The following is a 17,672-nucleotide window of genomic DNA, read 5'->3' on the forward strand; positions in this document are numbered from 1 at the left end:
GCCGCCGGCCTGGCCGCGGCATGTCCGTTGCCGACGAAATTGCGCGTGCGCCACCAAGAGTCGATTAAAATGGGCACTCCACAGCACAGGGCGTTGCCGCCACTCCCACGCGCGACCATCACCATACTCACCGATGCCAGCCCACCCGTCCCCATCCCGCCACCGCGCCTCCAGCTTCCGCGCCAGCGCCTGGCTGTACGGGTGGCTGTTCGTGCTGGGCCTGCTGGGCCTGGCTGGTACGGTGCAGGCACAAGCGCCAGGCCAGTCCCAGCTCCAGCTCCAGCCGCTGCCATTGACGACGCAAGGCATCCACACCCTGGGCCACGGCGCGCGCCTGTTTCTCGCCAGCGACGCTACCGCGCCCGCCGATGCCGCCGCCCTGCCCGCCTGGCTGGCGCAGCAGCGCCCGGCCGCCGAAGTCGACCTGTTCGGCGGCGCCTACTGGATGCTGGCGCAGGTGCGCAACGACACGCGCGAGACGGCCTGGGTCATCGATCCGAACGATACCCTGATCGACCTGGTCGACATCCACGTCTACGGTCCCGGCGAGCACGACGCCCCCCAGACCCTGCTGACGGGCTACCAGCGCCCGCACGAGTATTTGCTGCACTACGGCAAGAACGTGCAGCTGCGGCCGGGCGCCACGTATGCCATCCTGATCCGTTTTTCCAGCCCGTACTACGCGCGCGCGCCCATGTTCGGCGTCAAGACGCAGCAGGCTTACCGCAAGCTGGTCGGCAAGGAAAATTTCCTCATGGTCGCCTCGATCGGCGCCCTGCTGGCGCTGGGCCTGTTCAATTTCTTCATCTTTTCCATCACCCTGGAAAAGGCCTCGGCATATTACGCGCTGTACGTGCTGACGTATGGCCTGGCCTGGGCCATGACCTTCCATGTGTTCGCCGACCTGTTCGACTGGCACCTGCTGCAGCTGCATTACGTGCCGTTTTTCCTGCTGCCCGTCTTCAGCACCCTGTTTTACATGCATTTCCTGCACCTGCGCGACTATTCGCCCCTGCTGTACCGCATCAGCAAGGTCAACCTCGTGCTGCCGCTGCTGCTGCTGCCCAGCTGCTACTTCGCCATGCAGTATGCGCACGCGCTGGCCACCATCGCCATCACCATCTGGATGCTGCTGGCGCTCACCTGCGGCATCGTCGTCTGGTGCCGCGGCTACCAGCCGGCGCGCTTCTTCGTGCTGGCGTTTGTCGCGCTGATGCTGCCCGGCTTCCTGATCCTGCCCGCCAACCTGGGCCTGATGCCGGCCATGGTCGACAACGCCCAGCTGGTGACTCTGCTGGGCGGCACCTTCGACGGCCTGCTGCTGGCGTTTGCCCTGGCCGACCAGATCCGTCTGCTGCGCAACAACCTGGAGCAGCGCGTGCGCGAGCGCACGCTGGCGCTGACCCTCAGCAACGACGCCCTGCTGACAGCCAAGGAGCATGCGGAAGTGGTCAGCCGCCACCGCATCGACTTTTTGTCGGCCATGAGCCACGACATCCGCACGCCGCTGGCCGGCGTCATCGGCATGCTGAAATTCGCCCTGCGCGACCAGTCCATACGGGGCCGTACGCAGGAGTACCTGCGCATCGGCCTGCATAATGGCGAGTCGCTGCTGACCATCCTCAACGACATCCTCGACTTTTCCAAGATCGACGCGGGCAAGCTGAGCCTGGAAACGCTGGACTTCGACCTGCTGGCCCTGATCGGCGACGCGGCCGGCATCGTGCAGGGCCAGGCCGACGCCAAGAGCCTGCTGCTGCGCCGCGAACTGGCGCTGGACCTGCCCCGCTACGTGCGCGCCGATCCCACGCGCCTGCGGCAAATCCTCATCAACCTGCTGGGGAACGCGCTGAAATTCACGGCGAACGGCGAGGTGCTGCTGGAAGTGCGGCGCGCCCGCTCGGCGCCGCGCCGCGACGGCCGCGTGCAGATCGACTTCATCATCAGCGACACGGGCCCCGGCATCGATGCCGACACCTTGCCGCGCCTGTTCCAGAAATTCGAGCAGGCCGACCATTCCACCACGCGCCGCTACGGCGGCACGGGCCTGGGCCTGGCCATCTGCAAGGAACTGGTCGAGCTGATGGGCGGGAGCATCGGCGTGGAAAGCCGGGTCGGCATCGGCTCGCGCTTTCATTTCAGCCTGCCGCTGCTGGAAGGCAACGCGCCGCCGGCCGATGCGCGCCTGGCGCCGCGCCATGCGCGCCACGCCTGCCGCCTGCGCATCCTGTGCGCCGAAGACGTGCGCACCAACCAGATCATCATCGGCACCCTGCTCGAAAGCATGGGCCATGCCGTGACCATCGTCGAGAACGGCGAGGAAGCGCTGCGGGCGCTGGGCAGCGACGCCTACGACTGCGTGCTGATGGATGGCCGCATGCCGCTGATGGATGGCGAACAGGCCGCGCGCCTGGTGCGCGACGGCGGCAACGCGCAATTCCCCATTCCCGACGCGCATATCCCCATCATCGCCCTGACAGCCAACGCCAGCGAACATGACCGCCAGCGCTACCTGGCGGCCGGCATGGACGACTTCCTCAGCAAGCCGGTCGACGAGGCGCTGCTGTTTGAAAAAATCGACGCCATCATCGACCTGCTGCTGGCGCGCGGCCAGGCGCTGCCGCCGGCGTTGCCGGCCTCCACCGACGACGATGCGCTGGCGCGCCAGTTCGGCCTCGATGGCGCCAGCGCGGCGCCGGCCGCCGAACCATCCGCGCCGGCCGATCCCATGACCACGGCCGTGCATATCCTGCCGCTGGCGGGCCTGTCGCCGCAGCACCTGCAGCGCATCGCCCAAGCCTTTTTGCTGGAGGCGCCACGGCGCCTGGACCTGGCCTGCCACGCCGTGCGCAATGGCAATGCCAGCGCGGCGGCGGCCGCCTTCCACGCCTTGAAAGGCAGCGCGGGCTACCTGAGCCGGCCTACCCTGCACAGCCTGTGCCACCAGATGGAAACGCTGGCCTCGAATGGCCGGCTCGATGAGGTGGAACAGTACCTGCCGCAGATCCGTGCGGCGCTGGACGCGGCGCGGCAGGACCTGGAAGCGCACTCGGGCAGCATGTCCTAAGGCTGGCCCGGCCAGCGATGCCCTTGCAGCCACGCCAGCAGCAATCGCGGCCAGGCGGCCGGCTCGCTGCCCGCCCGGCCCAGGCCCCAGCCATGGCCGCCGTGCTGGAACAGGTGCAGTTCCACGGGCACGCCCGCGCGGTCCAGGGCGGCGGCCATCAGGCGGCTGTTTTCGGGAGGCGCAATCGGGTCGTCCAGCGCCTGCGCGATGAAGGCGGGCGGCGTGCGCGCATCGACGTGCAGCTCCACCGACATGGCGTCGCGCGCCGCCTGCGTCGGATGGGTCCCCAGCAGTTCCTTCTTCGCGTGCGTCGTGTCGAAGGGCCGCCGCATGGTCAGCACGGGATACAGCAGCACGGCGAAATCGGGGCGCGCCGGGACCCGGTCCGCCGCATCGACGGGTGCGTAGCGCGCGGCGTCCGGCTGCACGGCCATCATGCCGGCCAGGTGCGCGCCGGCGGAGAAACCGAGCATGCCGATGCGCGCGGGATCGATGCGCCATTCGGCGGCGCGCGCGCGGATCACGCGCATGGCGCGCTGGCCATCCTGGAATGGCGCGTCCACCCCGCCGCCCTCCCGGGGCAGGCGGTACACCAGTTCAAAGGCCGTGATGCCCTGCGCCTGCAGCCAATCGGCGGCCGGGCCGCTTTCCTTGCCCGCCTCGATATGCGCATAGCCGCCGCCGCTGACCAGCAAGACGGCCATGCCGTTCGGCCGCGCCGGGCGATGCACGATCAGGTAAGGCTGCGCCACCTGCGTGATGGAACCTTTGGCGCTGTCGCGCTGCGGTCCCGGCGCCGCGCCACCGGGCGGCGCGCCTGGCCACAGCACGATCGCGCCGGTCGGCGCGGCGCCGGCGTGCAGGTGGACGAGGACGAGGCACAGCGGCATCAGGCGTTTCATGGGCATGCTCGCGCAAGGTTCAATGAAACGCCATCATAGCAAGACTAGAAATCCGTCTCGCCCTGGATCACGGCCGGGTAGCCCGTCATGGCGCGCGAGGTCTGCATGCCCGCCATCACCGCCGCTTCCACGCAGCCGGCGTTGATGCCCGTCCTGATCCAGTCGCCCGTCAGGAACAGGTTGGAAAAGCCCGACTGGTCGGTGGCCAGCCGGTACTGCGTGCTGTTCACCACCGACATGACGTAGCGCTCGGACGGATCGACGTTGGCGCGCCAGTACTGGCTATCGAAGCGCGCCGGCCCCGTCCCCGCCTTCGCGTCGACCAGCCATTGCCACGGAAACGCGCCGGGCGCGCCCGCCTCGGGCCACAGCGCGCCGATCTCGCGCTCGAGCTGGTGCAGCGCGCCCTGCTTGGCGCGTTGCGCGCAGCGGGCGGGGAAATCCGTGTCGGTGACGGGCGGGTAGCTGTCGACGGGGAAGGCGCTGCAAAAGTACGAGACGTTCTTCGGCTCCAGCCCCGCCGGCCAGTCCTCGTGCGCCAGCAGCTGGTCCATCGGCGCCCACGTGTCGTACGGTTCCGTGAAGGCCGACAGCACCGGCTGCTGGCCTTTCGGCTGCGTGGTCCAGCCCATCTGCGCCAGGTTCTTGTTGAGCCACACCTGGTAGGCTTGCGTGGCCACCGTCTTCACCTTCTCGGCGCTCAAGCGCAGGGCCGGGCTTTGCGCCAGCAACTGGGGACACAGGGCCGGCAGCGCGCCGATGGAAATGCCGAACACCACCTTGTCGAAATCGACGCCCCGCTTCAGGACGGTGACGGGCAGCTGCCGGCCGAACGCCTGCTGGTACTGCCGCGGCCAGTCGCTCCAGTACGATTCGAGGTTCACCTCTTTGTCCTGCAGCAGGGCCGCCTGGCCGGGTTCGAGCTGCGCGTAGTCGGGCGCGCTGGGCCAGCAGGCCAGGCCCTTGACGTCGACCAGCGGCGCGTAGCCGGCGGCCGGGTCGCGCAGCTGTACCTGCTCGGTGATGCGGATGCTGTCGATGTCGCCCGCGCCCGGCACCAGTTCCTCCACGCGCTGGAAGAACTTGAACTTCACGCCGCGCTTTTCCAGCACTTCGTACAGGGGCGTGAAAATCGTGTCGCCCATGCCGGCCTGCATCTTGAACATGATGCCGCCCTTGTAGGCCAGGCCGATGCGCGCCATCGCCCGCAACAGCGTTCCCGCCTCGATGTTCGGCTTGGCGAAATCGCCGCCCTCGTAGGCGAACACCAGGTCGTAGAAGCCCCGCACGGGGGCGGAGTTGACGCTGAACTGCTCGTCGCCGCCATGCTTGCGCAGCCAGGCGCGGAAGTCGATATCGTTGATGACGTCGAAGCCGTTCTTGAACACGCCATCCTGGAACATGCCCTTCATGACGGTGATGCCCAGGTCCAGGCAGATGAACAGGCGGCGCAATTCATCGTCGCCATCGATCAGCGCGCGGTAGCGCAGGCGCAGCCAGGCGCGGATGCCGTTCAGGGTGCTGGCCAGCAGCTGGTGGCGCGCCACGTCGTGGCGCGTGGAATCGGGCGCCAGGTCGGCCACCAGCGCCGCCAGCGCGCCCACGGACAGGCCCACGTCGAGGCCCAGTTCATCAGCCTGCCCCACCACTTCGTCGGCCAGGCGGCGCAGCCAGCCCGGCCACACGCCCTCTCCTTGCGATGCGCTGGCCCGGACGATGCGCGCGTCGGCGTCGGCCACTTGCCGGATCTGGCGCAGCCACTGCTCGATCCAGCCCACCATGGCGATGGCCATCTGCCACAGGGTGATGTCCTCGCCGCCCTCGCCCGGCTCGCCCGGCAAGGTGGGAAAGACGATCGACCAGTTGCGCCACTGCCCTTTCACGTCTTCGGACAGGGCCACGTAGTCGTGCTGCTTGAAGGCGTCGCGCCAGGTGGCCAGCGGCGATCCGGGCGGGCGCTGCAGGCTGGCGTAGGCTTCCTTGATCATCTTGAAGGCGTTGGCATAAAAGCCGAACCAGATATGCAGGCCGTGCTCCTCGATGCGCTGCCCCGCCTGCGCATTGCGTCCGCTGGCGCCCTTGCCGCCCAGGCGCCAGCCCAGCTGGTAGACGGTGATGTCATGCTGGTTTTGCCAGCCAGGCTGGCTCGTCAAATAATACGCGGTGGTCATGGCCGCCACGCCGCCACCGAGGATGGCGATCTTTTCCGGCGCGATCTGCGAATTGTCGACCAGCTCCTCGCCCGGCATGGCCGTGAAATCGAACTGCACGTTGAAGGGCAGGATGGCCGCCTGCGGTCCCAGCTGCAGTCCCAGGGTCTGGTCCAGCGGGAAGCTGTCGAAGGCGTGCAAGGTGCATTCGTAGTCGTAGCCGAGCAGGCGCGCGCTGTGCAGGCGGTTGATCTCGGCCGGCGCCGCCACCAGCGCCTGGTATACGGCCTTCACGCCCGCGCTGTCGGGGAATTGCTTGAGGAAAATCTGGTCGATGCGCGGCTTGCGCAGCAGGGACAGGATGTCGGCCCAGCCGGCCTGGTCCATGTCGAAGAAATCGGGGATGGAGAGGAAGATCTTGAACGCCTGCTCGATGAGTTCCAGGAAACTGTTGACGGGTTTGTGCGGCCCCGTCTGCACGGTGGCGTTGACTTCCAGCAGCGGGTGCAGCGCCAGTGGCGTTTCCGGCGAAAAGTGCTGGAATCCCTTGGCGGCCACGGAGCAGCGCAGCGGCTCGCTGCCGGCCACGGGAATTTCATATTCGCACAGGTATTTCGGGTAGCCGAACAGCTCGCGGCCGTTGATCAGGGCCATGGCGTCGTCGACGAAAATGTGGCACGGGTACCAGTAGATATGCGCCAGCTTGCCGTGTTCATCCATCTGGCCGACCATGATCCAGGTGACGATATCGACTTCCGTGATCCAGCCCTTGGCCTGGTCGACGGGATTGGCGGAATCGGCATGGTTGACGCGCGTAAACGTCAGCATCACGTACGGGGACAGGGCTTTCAGGGTCAGGCGCCGGCCCGCCACCTGGTTCAGGGTGGTGTTGACGGTCGCCTGCAGCTTCGCCAGGTCGCCCTTGACGAAATAGCCATACATTTCCGACTGTTTCAATTGCAGCGGCGAGTGCATCATCACCGAACCGCCCTGATAGATATACGAAGGTCTTGCCGAAGGTATCGCCGTCATTGCCCTGCCCCCAAAGTAGGTTTCAGAAAAACAAGATTGATATAGTGTATTTGAGAAAGATCAATGAATGATATGAAATAAATTAAAGGATTTGCCAAGATGCATAGCGTGGCGTCCCTCCCTGCGGGAGGGACGCAGGCGCGCGCGGCTGCCGGGGCAAGCCCCTGCCATCGGGTGTACGATGCAGCATCTTGAGCGTTCCGAGCACCATGCCATGGCAATGATTACCACCGACTACGTGTCGACTTTTTCCGGCAACCGTTTTTATCCCTTGCGCCCGCATATCGACAAGGTCGCCATCGAGGATATCGCCCACGGCCTGGCCTACCAGTGCCGCTTCAATGGGCAGACGCACGTGTTTTACTCGATTGCCCAGCACAGCCTGATCGTCGCCAGCCTCGTGCCGCCGCCCCTGCGCCTGGCCGCGCTGCTGCACGACGCCGCCGAGGCTTACCTGGGCGACATGGTAAAGCCGCTGAAAGTGCTGCTGCCGGAATTTGCCGCGCTGGAAGACAAGGTGAGCGCCATCATCGCCGCCACCTACGGCATCGACTTTTCCGATTACGCGCCCATCAAGCAGGCCGACCTGATCGCGCTGGCGACGGAAAAGCGCGACTTGATGCCCCACTCGGCCGAGCGCTGGGCCTACCTTGACGGCATCGCCCCCTTGCCCGGTATAATCGAGGCCATGGGACCGGCCGAAGCCAAGCAGCATTTCCTGCAGGCATTTGCCGAGCTGAGCGGAGTAGGCATGGCCGCATGAGTCCCTCGCATCCCGCCTCGCCATCGCGCTAAGGCCCCGTTTTTACACGGCTTTTTTAGATATCCACAGCAACTGTGGATAAAGTTGTTGATAAACCCCTCTTGACAAGCCGCAACGCCAGTATTGATGCGGCTTTCAATAATTTGCTGATTTCGCAGGCATTTTTTTAGTCGAATAAAATCAATGACTTGCAACCATGCATTTGCGCTTGGGCAAAGTTACTTCACGACTATGAAAATATATTTTTGCCGTGCAGCGATAGCCAGGGCCATTTCACCCATTGCCAGAACAGCATTGTTTTGACAAACCTTGCGGACTGGCATAGTGTGGAGTGAAGGGGAACGATCAACGTTGGAAAATGCATGAATATGGATAGCGATAGTGCCGCGAAGGCGGCGGACGAACCGGACTGGCTGATGGATGAGCCGCTGGAGCATGCCGGCGGCGCATCCGGGCAAGCCGGCGCGCCGGCGCCATGGCGCGTGCTGATCGTCGACGACGATGTCGACGTGCACGTGGTGACCAAGTTCGCCCTCAGCCAGGCCAGTTTCCAGGGGCGCCGGCTGAGTTTCCTGCACGCCTATTCGGGCGCCGAGGCGCTCAGCGTGCTGCGCGCCACGCCCGATATCGCCGTGGTGCTGCTCGATGTCATCATGGAAACGCAGGATGCGGGCCTGCAAGTGGCGCGCCAGATCCGCGAAGAGCTGCACAACAGCGCCGTGCGCATCATCCTGCGCACGGGCCAGCCGGGCCAGGCGCTGGAGCACCGCATCATCATCGATTACGACATCAACGATTTCTGGTGCAAGACGGACTTGACGACGCGCAAGCTGTTCACCACCGTGATCGCCTCGCTGCGCACCTATGCCAGCCTGCGCGAAGCGCAGCAGCAGTTGGCCGACCTCGCGGCCGCCCTGGCCCGCAATGGCGGCACGCCGCCCGCCCCGCCCGCCGGCACCCCCTGATGCCCCGCGCTTACTTTTAGTGACAAAACAAGAGCACTGGATAGACATACAGCCTTGTGCGCGGGACCCATTTCGCCTTTCGCGCCGGCAAATGCGGCGCGCGGATTTGCCGCAATAGCCTAAGTGGCGGATTGTTAAGCGCTTTTTCAGATATCCACACGGACTGTGGATATCTTTGTGGATAAGCGCCTATTGACAGGCCTCAAAGCCACAGCCCGTGCGGCTTTCAATAAACTGCTCAATCAAACAGCAAAAATAAAATCGAATAAAATCAATGAGTTAGAAAATCACACATAATCACGAGAAAATTATTTCGCCAATTTCGCTAGCCCATCATTTGTGCATAACTGAGCCGTAATGAGCAAATCGACAACGCACGATCATGACGCTCGGCAACACCGTTGCCGCCGCGCGTATCAGTGCAAGACTTGGCGGCGCTGCTCCGGATGCAGCAGCACCCGTTCGATCAAGGCGGCGTCGATATTGTATGACTTCAGGTATTCCAAGGCGCACAAGGTGCTGAAGGCGGCCTGTACGGCAATACCCAGATTGACGATATCGCACATCTTCTGGTCGACCCGCGCATGGCGCACCATGGGCTTGACGGGCATATGCAAGGTTTCGGTGGAATTCGGCATGGCGGCAACTCCTGCGATGAGGGGGATGAAAGGACGGCGGCGCAAGGAATGGCTACCCTGACGCCTGCGGAGGCACGGAGGCAAGGGACAGCGGCTGTGTCGCCGGTAAAGTATTGCCGATAAATTCTCGATGTCAATGACAGGCGAACATGAGATGCCGTTTTTTCTTGCAGGCACAACAGTCGCCGAAAGCGGTGGACAAGCATAATCGGCCACGGCGATAATCAGCCATGCCCCCCGCTTCCCCCGCCCAGCCCGACCTCTCCCGCCCGCAGCCCGCCTCGCTTGCCGACCTGTTCTTCTCGTTCACCTGGCTGGCCCTGCAGGGCTTCGGCGGCGTGCTGGCCGTGATCCAGCGCGAGATGGTGGAGCGCAAGCGCTGGCTGACGCAGGAGGAATTCCTCGAGGACTGGGCCGTGGCGCAGATCATGCCCGGACCGAATGTCGTCAACCTGTCGCTGATGGTGGGCGGGCGCTATTTCGGCTTGCGTGGCGCGCTGGCGGCGCTGGCCGGCATGCTGGCCGTGCCCCTCGTCATCGTCCTGCTGCTGGGCGTGCTGTACACGCGCTTCGGCGACAACCCGCAGATGGCGGGCGCCCTGCGCGGCATGGCCGCTGTCTCGGCCGGCATGATCGCCGCCACGGGCGTGAAACTGGCCGCCGCGCTGGGCAAGCACCCGCTGCCCCTGTGGCTGACCTTGCCCATCTGCGTGCTGGGCGTGCTGATGGTGGCGGTCTTCCGCTGGCCCCTGCTGTACATCCTGCTGGGCCTGGGCGGCATCGGCTGCCTGCTGACCTATCGGAAGCTGTCCGCATGAACCCGCCCCTGCAACTGGTGCTGAGCGCGGGCGACTGGCTGAACCTGTTCGGCCATTACCTGATGCTGTCGCTGATGTCGATCGGCGGCGCCATTTCCACCACGGCGGAAATGCACCGCTTCCTCGTCGAACAGCATGGCTGGCTGACGCAGGCGCAATTCAATGAGTCGATCGCCATCGCCCAGGCCGCGCCGGGACCCAACGTGCTGTTCGTCGCCCTGATGGGCTGGAACGTGGGCATGAACGCGGGCAGCTATGCGGCCGCCTATTTCGGCGTGCTGGTGACGATGGTGGGCATCATGCTGCCCAGCACCACGCTCACCTACGTGGCCGCCCAGTGGGGCTACCGCAACCGCGACCTGCGCGCCGTGCGCGCCTTCAAGCAGGGCATGGCGCCCATCGTCGTCGCCCTCCTGATTTCCACCGGCATGATCCTGGGCGGCGCCCACCATGACATCCGCACGGACTGGCCCCTATGGAGCCTGTCCATCGTGGCGGGCCTGATCATCTGGCGCACGCAGATCCATTTATTGTGGCTGCTGGCGGGCGGCGCCGTGCTGGGCTGGCTCCAGCTCGTGTAAGCTACACGGCCAGGTGCCGCTTCACCTCCTCGCCATCCATCTGCGCCGCCAGTCCGCTGGCCACCACGCTGCCGCGCGACAGGACGATGAAGTCATCGGCCAGTTCGCGGGCGAAGTCGAAATACTGTTCGCACAGCACGATGGCCATGTCGCCCCGCTGTTTTAACAGGGCAATGACCCTGCCGATATCCTTGATGACGGAAGGCTGGATGCCCTCGGTCGGCTCGTCGAAGATGATCAATTGCGGCTCGGCCAGCAGGGCGCGGGCGATGGCCAGCTGCTGCTGCTGCCCGCCGGACAAATCGCCGCCGCGCCGCTGCAGCATCTCTTTCAATACCGGAAACAGCTCGTACACGTGCGGGTCGATGCGCGATGCCTGCCTGCCCCGCTTGCTCGCCATGCCCATCAGCAAGTTTTCCTCGACCGTCAGGCGCGCAAAGATGTCGCGCCCCTGCGGCACGTAGGCGATGCCCAGTTTGGCCCGCGCATGCGGCGCCAGCTTGGTGATGTCGCGGCCGTTGAACAGCACCGAGCCGTGCGCCACGGGCAGCACGCCCATCAGGCATTTCAGCAAGGTCGTCTTGCCCACGCCATTGCGCCCCAGCAAGGCCAGGCATGCGCCCTGGCGCGCCGACAGGTCGATGCCGCGCAAGGTGTGCGAGGAGCCATAGTACTGATTCAATTCTTTGACTTCCAGCATGATTATCTTCCCAGATAGACTTCGATGACCCGCTCGTCCGCTTGCACTTCGTCCATGCGGCCCTGCGCCAGCACGGCCCCTTCGTGCAGCACGGTGACGATGCCTTGCCGGGCGATTTCCGCAACGAACCCCATGTCGTGCTCGACCACCATGATGGAATGCTTGCCGCGCAACTCATTGAGCAATTCCGCCGTGCGCGCCGTTTCCGCGTCCGACATGCCCGCCACGGGTTCGTCCAGCAGGATCAGCTGCGGTTCCTGCATCAGCAGCATGCCGATTTCCAGCCATTGCTTTTGCCCATGCGACAGTAGTCCGGCCGGCCGCGCTTCGTGGCCGTTCAGGCGGATCAGGCGCAAGATGGCTTCGATCCTGCCCGCCTGCTCGGACGACAAGCGCGCAAACAGGGTGGGCGCCACGCGCTTGTCCATCTTCATGGCCAGCTCCAGGTTGTCGAATACCGTGTGCTGCTCGAACACGGTGGGGCGCTGGAACTTGCGGCCGATGCCTGCGTGGGCGATCTGTGCTTCCGTCATGGTGGCCAGATTCATGGTCTGGCCGAACCAGGCCGTGCCGGACGTGGGGCGCGTCTTGCCGGTGATGACATCCATCATCGTCGTCTTGCCCGCGCCATTCGGGCCGATGATGCAGCGCAACTCGCCCACGGAAATGTCAAGGCTCAGCTGGTTGATGGCCTTGAAGCCGTCGAACGACACGCTGATGTCTTCCAGGTACAAAATGGCGCCATGCGTCGTATCGACGCCCTCGCCTTTGACGCGCGCGTACGTGGGGCCCGCCTCGGCGCTGGCCATGCCGGGCAACATGCGGATGCTCATGCGGCCTCCTCTGCCACGATGGCGGCTTTTTTACGTTTGAGCTTGTTCAACACACCGAGCATGCCCTGCTGCATGAACAGGGTGACGCCGATGAACAGCAGGCCCAGCGCGAACAGCCACAGTTCCGGCAAGGCGGCCGTGAACCAGCTTTTCAAGCCATTCACGGTAAAGGCGCCCAGGATGGGCCCGAGCAGGGTGCCGCGCCCGCCGACGGCCACCCACACGACCATTTCGATGGAGTTCGCCGGCGACATCTCGGACGGGTTGATGATGCCCACCTGCGGCACGTACAGGGCGCCGGCGATGCCGCACAGCACGGCCGACAGGGTCCAGACGAACAGCTTGAACCACAGCGGGTTGTAGCCAAGGAACATCAAGCGCGCCTCGCTGTCGCGCACGCCCTGCAGCACCCTGCCCAGTTTCGACGTGACGATGGCGCGCGCGCCGATCAGCGCCGCCAGCAGCATGGCCAGCGTCAGCAGGAACAGCACGGCCTTGGTGGCGGGCGCCGTCACGCTGTAACCAAGGATGGTCTTGAAATCCGTGAAACCGTTGTTGCCGCCAAAACCGGTGTCATTGCGGAAGAACAAGAGCATGAAGGCATACGTCATCGCCTGCGTGATGATGGAAAAATACACGCCCTTGATGCGCGAGCGAAAGGCAAAATAGCCGAAGACGAAGGCCAGCACGCCCGGCACCAGCACGACGAGCGCCATACAGTACCAGAAATGCTCCGTAAACGCCCAGTACCAGGGGTAGGTTTTCCAGTCGAGAAACACCATGAAATCGGGCAAGCTGCTGTGGTACTGGCCCTGGTCGCCGATGGCGCGCATCAGATACATGCCGTGCGCATACGCGCCCAGCGCAAAGAACACGCCGTGGCCCAGCGACAAGATACCCGTGTAGCCCCACACGAGGTCCAGCGCCAGCGCGGCCAGCGCGTAGCACATGAACTTGCCCACCAGCGCCACCGTGTAGGCGGACACGTGCAAGGCATGCCCTTCGGCAAACGCCAGGTTACACATCGGCAGCAGCGCCACCAGCACGCTGCAGGCGGCAATCGCCATCCACGCGGGCCGCGTGAACAGGCCGGGTTTGATCGGGTAGGAGGTAGTCATTCGACGCTGCGTCCCTTCATGGCAAACAGGCCCTGCGGCCGGCGCTGGATGAAAATGATGATGAACACGAGGATGGCGATCTTCGCCAGCACGGCGCCCGCCACCGGTTCGAGGAATTTGTTCACTTCGCCCAGGCCCAGCGCGGCGATCACGGTGCCGGCCAGCTGGCCCACGCCGCCCAGCACCACCACCATGAAGGAATCGACGATATAGCTTTGCCCCAGGTCCGGCCCCACGTTGCCCAGCTGCGACAGGGCCACGCCGCCCAGCCCCGCGATGCCGGAACCGAGGCCGAAGGTCAGCATGTCGACCTTGCCCGTGGCCACGCCCACGCAGTCGGCCATGCGGCGGTTTTGCGTGACGGCCCGCACGAACAGGCCCAGGCGCGTCTTGTTGAGGATCAGCCACACGGCCACGACGACGACGACGGCGAAGACGATGATGGCCAGGCGGTTGTACGGCAGCACGAGGCCGCCCAGCACGGTCACGCCGCCCGACATCCAGGCCGGGTTCGCCACTTCCACGTTTTGCGCGCCGAAGATGGTGCGCACCAGCTGCATGAGGATCAGGCTGATGCCCCAGGTGGCCAGCAAGGTTTCCAGCGGCCGCCCGTACAGCCAGCGGATCACCGTGCGCTCCAGCATCACGCCCACCAGTCCCGCGACCAGAAAGGCGGCCGGCAAGGCGGCCAGCAAGTACCAGTCCTGCACGCCGGGCAGGTAGCTGCGGAAGAACAGCTGGCATAAATACGTCGTGTAGGCACCGATCATCAGCAATTCGCCATGCGCCATATTGATGATACCCATCAAGCCGAAGGTGATGGCCAGGCCCAGCGCCGCCAGCAGCAGCACGCTGCCCAGAGAAATGCCGTAGAACACATTGCCGGCGAACTCCATGCGCGCCATTCGTCCCTTGATCTGGCGCATGGTCTCGATGGCGGCCAGCTGCACGGTTTCATCGGGCTCGCCAGCCTTGCCGTCCGGCCCGTGCTCCAGCATGGCTTGCAGCACGGGCAGCAGGCGCGCATCGCTGCTGCCGGCCAGGTCCTGCACGGCGGCCTTACGCGTGGCGGCATCGGGCGCGTGCAGGTTGGCGCTGGCAATCAGCACCTGCAACCGCTGTTTAATGTCAGCATCGCTTTCCTGCGCCAGCGCGGCGCGGATCAGGGGCAGCTGGGCGGGATCGACGGATTGCTGCAGCGCCTGCGCGGCGGCCAGGCGGGCGTTGCGCTCCGGCGCCAGCAACTGCAAGCCCGACAAGGCGCCCGCCACGGCCGCCCGCAGCCGGTTGTTGACCATCACGCCATCGATGCCGTCGGGCAGCGGCACCTTCCCGCCGCTTGCCGGGTCATATGCCTGCTCGCCCTCGACGATGTACACCTTGCCATCGGGCGCGGCATACAAGGCATCGTCCTGCAACGCCTGCAGCACCTTGGCGGCCTCGGGCGTGGCCAGGGCGGCGATCCGCGCCACGGCGGCGACCCTGGCGTCGGGGTCATCGCCCGCGAGCGGCTTGAGCAAGTCGGAAGGGATGGCGGCCTGCGCCAGCGAGGATAGCAACAGGCAGGCGAGGACCAGCAGTTTGGGGAGAAGCTGCATGTGCATGGATTCCATGTAGTAAAACCGATGTCTTGATAGGTATCCTTCCCCCAAAGACAAGGACAGGGGTCAGACCCGGCGGGTCTGACCCCAGCTCTCTGCCTGGGGTTGCGGCGACGAATCGACGCGCAAGCTTTTTACAACTTCTGCTTGCCCTCATTGCCCTTGATATACGGGCTCCACGGCTGGGCGCGGATCGGTTCCTTGGTTTTCCACACGACATTAAATTGCCCATCGGCCTTGATCTCGCCGATCATCACGGGCTTGTGCAAGTGGTGGTTCGTTGCATCCATGGTCAGGGCAAAGCCCGACGGCGCCTTGACGCTCTGGCCCGCCATGGCGGCGATCACCTTGTCCGTGTCCGTCGATTTCGCCTTTTCCACGGCTTGCGCCCACATGTGGATGCCGACATAGGTCGCTTCCATCGGATCGTTCGTCACGACCGAACCCGCGTTCGGCAGCTTGTGCGCCACGGCGTACGCTTTCCACTGCTTGATGAAGGCCGTATTCACGGGGTTCTTGACGGATTCAAAGTAATTCCACGCCGCCAGATGCCCCAGCAGGGGCTTGGTATCGATGCCGCGCAGTTCTTCCTCGCCCACGGAAAACGCGGCGACAGGCACGTCCGTCGCTTTCAAGCCCGCGTTGCCCAGTTCCTTGTAGAACGGCACGTTGGAATCGCCATTGATGGTGGAAATGACGGCCGTCTTGCCGCCGGCGGAAAACTTCTTGATATTGGCGACGATGGTTTGATAGTCGGCGTGGCCGAACGGCGTGTAGACCTCGCTGATATCGCTATCCTTGACCCCCTTGCTTTTCAAAAAGGCGCGCAAAATCTTGTTGGTGGTGCGCGGATACACGTAATCCGTGCCCAGCAGCACGAAGCGTTTGGCGCCGCCGCCATCTGTACTCATCAAATATTCCACGGCCGGGATCGCCTGCTGGTTCGGTGCGGCACCCGTATAAAACACATTCTTTTCCAGCTCCTCGCCCTCGTATTGCACGGGGTAAAACAGCAGGCTGTTGAGTTCCTTGAACACCGGCAAGACGGATTTACGGGACACGGACGTCCAGCAACCGAACACGACGGCCACCTTGTCCTGCGCCACCAGTTGTCTCGCTTTTTCCGCGAACAGCGGCCAGTTCGAGGCCGGGTCGACGACGACCGGCTCCAGCTTCTTGCCCAGCACGCCGCCCTTGGCATTGATTTCGGCGATCGTCATCAGGGCCACGTCTTTCAGCGACGTTTCGGAAATGGCCATGGTGCCCGACAGGGAGTGCAAAATGCCCACCTTGATCGTATCGGCGGCCCAGGCCGCCTGCATGGTGGTGGACGTGGCCAGGGCCAGTGCGCCTGCTGCTGCCGCTTTCAAGATGATGCGTCGTGACATGTGGACTCCTGAGTGAAGAACTGCATGAGTATCAATGGATGGGCATACGATGTTGTTAAAGCAGAATGCATGCCAGCGCCGGCAGGCGTCCAGCGTGGTGCACGCGGCTCGCGCCGCACGAAAAAAAACCTGGCTGCACAAGGACTGTGCAGCCAGGTTTCAAATTGCCGTAAAACGGTGCGCCGGCGACTTTAATGCTTGCGCATCAATCCTTGCGCGGCAGGCCCCGCAGGCGGCGCCAGCCCTTGCGGCCCAGCGGGAACAGCAGCACGAACGCGAGCAGCCACGGCAGGATGTAGGCCATGGCCGTGATGGCGTTGGCCACGCCTTCCGACAGGTTTTCCGTGAAATTGCCCAGCGCGCGCTTGACTGGGCGCCAGAACGATTGCTTGCCTTCCGCACTGATGGCCACGTTCAGCAAGTCCGTGTCGATACGCTGCATCAACAGCGCATTGGCCGCCGTCGCCTGCTCCAGTTCCGCCTGCACGGTGGCCAATTCCTTCGTCACCTTGATCAGCGCGTCCACATTCGTGCCCGAGCGCTTTTCCAGCTCCTGCAATTGCGCCTGGTACTGTTTCAGCATCTCCAGGCGCTTCTTGCTGTCGAGCACGGGGCGGCCCAGGTCTTCCACCTTCGTGCCCTGGCTGGTGACGTCGCCTTCGGCCGCGACCAGCGCGACGAGCTTCTTGATGCCGGCCGGCTTGGCGCGCATGCTGATGCGCGCGTGCACGTAACGGCCGCCGTCGATGCTGGAATCGAGCAGCAGGCAGCCGTTGTCCGTGTCGGCCTTGCAGGCGGCCACGACTTTTTCGTACAGGGGCCGCACTTGCGCCTCGCTCGTGTCGACGCTGACATTATGTTCATAGGCAAGAAATTCGCTGCCCTTTTCCTTGCCATCGAGGCGCGCGGCACTCGATGGGCCGCCGCTCTCGCCTTTGCCGGCGCAACCGGCCAGGACAATCATGCCGGCCACTGCCAGCCGCCGCATGCCTGTGTGTAGACGCTTGTTCATGAAATCCTTAATTAAAATGCTGCGTGTCCCTGCTCGCGCCAAGTTTATTGCCTCATGAAAACCATAAGGAAAAAACAAGGGGCGATTTTAGTCGAAAGACAGGT

Annotated in this window: 14 protein-coding genes; 5 read left to right on the forward strand and 9 right to left on the reverse strand. The window is 64.3% G+C overall.

The features are described from left to right. Nucleotides 1-133 precede the first annotated feature (133 nt). Entirely contained in the window at nucleotides 134-3,067 is a 2,934-nt protein-coding gene (locus BM193_RS01020) for a hybrid sensor histidine kinase/response regulator (protein ID WP_092794560.1), read from the forward strand. Here the strand turns inward: BM193_RS01020 and BM193_RS01025 are convergent. Then, the gene (locus BM193_RS01025; protein WP_254785765.1) at nucleotides 3,064-3,969 is read right to left on the reverse strand and encodes an alpha/beta hydrolase; all 906 of its coding nucleotides are present in this window, start codon (nucleotides 3,967-3,969) and stop codon (nucleotides 3,064-3,066) included. The two genes, BM193_RS01020 and BM193_RS01025, sit on opposite strands and share 4 nt — an antisense overlap. Nucleotides 3,970-4,013: 44 nt before the next feature. Next, complete coding sequence (locus BM193_RS01030) at nucleotides 4,014-7,151, reverse strand: NAD(P)-binding protein (RefSeq protein WP_254785766.1); 3,138 nt, start codon at nucleotides 7,149-7,151, stop codon at nucleotides 4,014-4,016. A 214-nt stretch (nucleotides 7,152-7,365) separates the two neighbouring features. On the opposite strand from BM193_RS01030, the gene BM193_RS01035 reads away from it, so the two are divergent. Then, nucleotides 7,366-7,914 (forward strand): phosphohydrolase, encoded by a 549-nt coding sequence (locus BM193_RS01035; protein ID WP_092794569.1) that lies wholly within the window; start codon nucleotides 7,366-7,368, stop codon nucleotides 7,912-7,914. Between the two features lie 362 nt (nucleotides 7,915-8,276). Beyond that, nucleotides 8,277-8,879, forward strand: coding sequence for a response regulator (locus BM193_RS01040; protein WP_254785768.1), 603 nt, complete (start codon nucleotides 8,277-8,279; stop codon nucleotides 8,877-8,879). 416 nt (nucleotides 8,880-9,295) lie between these two features. Here the strand turns inward: BM193_RS01040 and BM193_RS01045 are convergent, their stop codons facing one another. Next, on the reverse strand, nucleotides 9,296-9,517 hold the full coding sequence (locus tag BM193_RS01045) for a hypothetical protein (protein WP_092794573.1): 222 nt from the start codon (nucleotides 9,515-9,517) through the stop codon (nucleotides 9,296-9,298). A gap of 230 nt (nucleotides 9,518-9,747) precedes the next feature. On the opposite strand from BM193_RS01045, the gene BM193_RS01050 reads away from it, so the two are divergent. Then, on the forward strand, nucleotides 9,748-10,335 hold the full coding sequence (locus BM193_RS01050; protein ID WP_092794575.1) for a chromate transporter: 588 nt from the start codon (nucleotides 9,748-9,750) through the stop codon (nucleotides 10,333-10,335). Then, nucleotides 10,332-10,916, forward strand: coding sequence for a chromate transporter (locus BM193_RS01055; RefSeq protein ID WP_092794578.1), 585 nt, complete (start codon nucleotides 10,332-10,334; stop codon nucleotides 10,914-10,916). The genes BM193_RS01050 and BM193_RS01055 overlap by 4 nt, the downstream gene beginning before the upstream one ends. Before the next feature lies 1 nt (nucleotide 10,917). Here the strand turns inward: BM193_RS01055 and urtE are convergent, their stop codons facing one another. From urtE to BM193_RS01085, 6 genes are all read right to left on the reverse strand, one after another. After that, nucleotides 10,918-11,616, reverse strand: coding sequence for an urea ABC transporter ATP-binding subunit UrtE (gene urtE, locus BM193_RS01060; protein ID WP_092794579.1), 699 nt, complete (start codon nucleotides 11,614-11,616; stop codon nucleotides 10,918-10,920). A gap of 2 nt (nucleotides 11,617-11,618) precedes the next feature. Next, nucleotides 11,619-12,449, reverse strand: coding sequence for an urea ABC transporter ATP-binding protein UrtD (gene urtD, locus BM193_RS01065; protein ID WP_092794582.1), 831 nt, complete (start codon nucleotides 12,447-12,449; stop codon nucleotides 11,619-11,621). Next, entirely contained in the window at nucleotides 12,446-13,567 is a 1,122-nt protein-coding gene (gene urtC, locus BM193_RS01070; protein WP_092794584.1) for an urea ABC transporter permease subunit UrtC, read from the reverse strand. Before urtC ends, urtD begins: the two co-directional genes overlap by 4 nt. Then, nucleotides 13,564-15,165 carry an urea ABC transporter permease subunit UrtB gene (urtB, locus tag BM193_RS01075; protein WP_092796931.1) on the reverse strand — a complete coding sequence of 534 codons (1,602 nt, stop codon included), beginning with the start codon at nucleotides 15,163-15,165 and terminating at the stop codon, nucleotides 13,564-13,566. The genes urtC and urtB overlap by 4 nt, the downstream gene beginning before the upstream one ends. Before the next feature lie 137 nt (nucleotides 15,166-15,302). After that, nucleotides 15,303-16,556 carry an urea ABC transporter substrate-binding protein gene (urtA, locus tag BM193_RS01080; protein WP_092794587.1) on the reverse strand — a complete coding sequence of 418 codons (1,254 nt, stop codon included), beginning with the start codon at nucleotides 16,554-16,556 and terminating at the stop codon, nucleotides 15,303-15,305. Between the two features lie 205 nt (nucleotides 16,557-16,761). Continuing rightward, nucleotides 16,762-17,568, reverse strand: a complete 807-nt coding sequence (locus tag BM193_RS01085; RefSeq protein ID WP_254785770.1) for a DUF4349 domain-containing protein — start codon at nucleotides 17,566-17,568, stop codon at nucleotides 16,762-16,764. Nucleotides 17,569-17,672: the final 104 nt, after the last annotated feature.

The sequence above is a fragment of the Janthinobacterium sp. 344 genome, assembly GCF_900112025.1.
Taxonomy (GTDB): domain Bacteria; phylum Pseudomonadota; class Gammaproteobacteria; order Burkholderiales; family Burkholderiaceae_D; genus Janthinobacterium.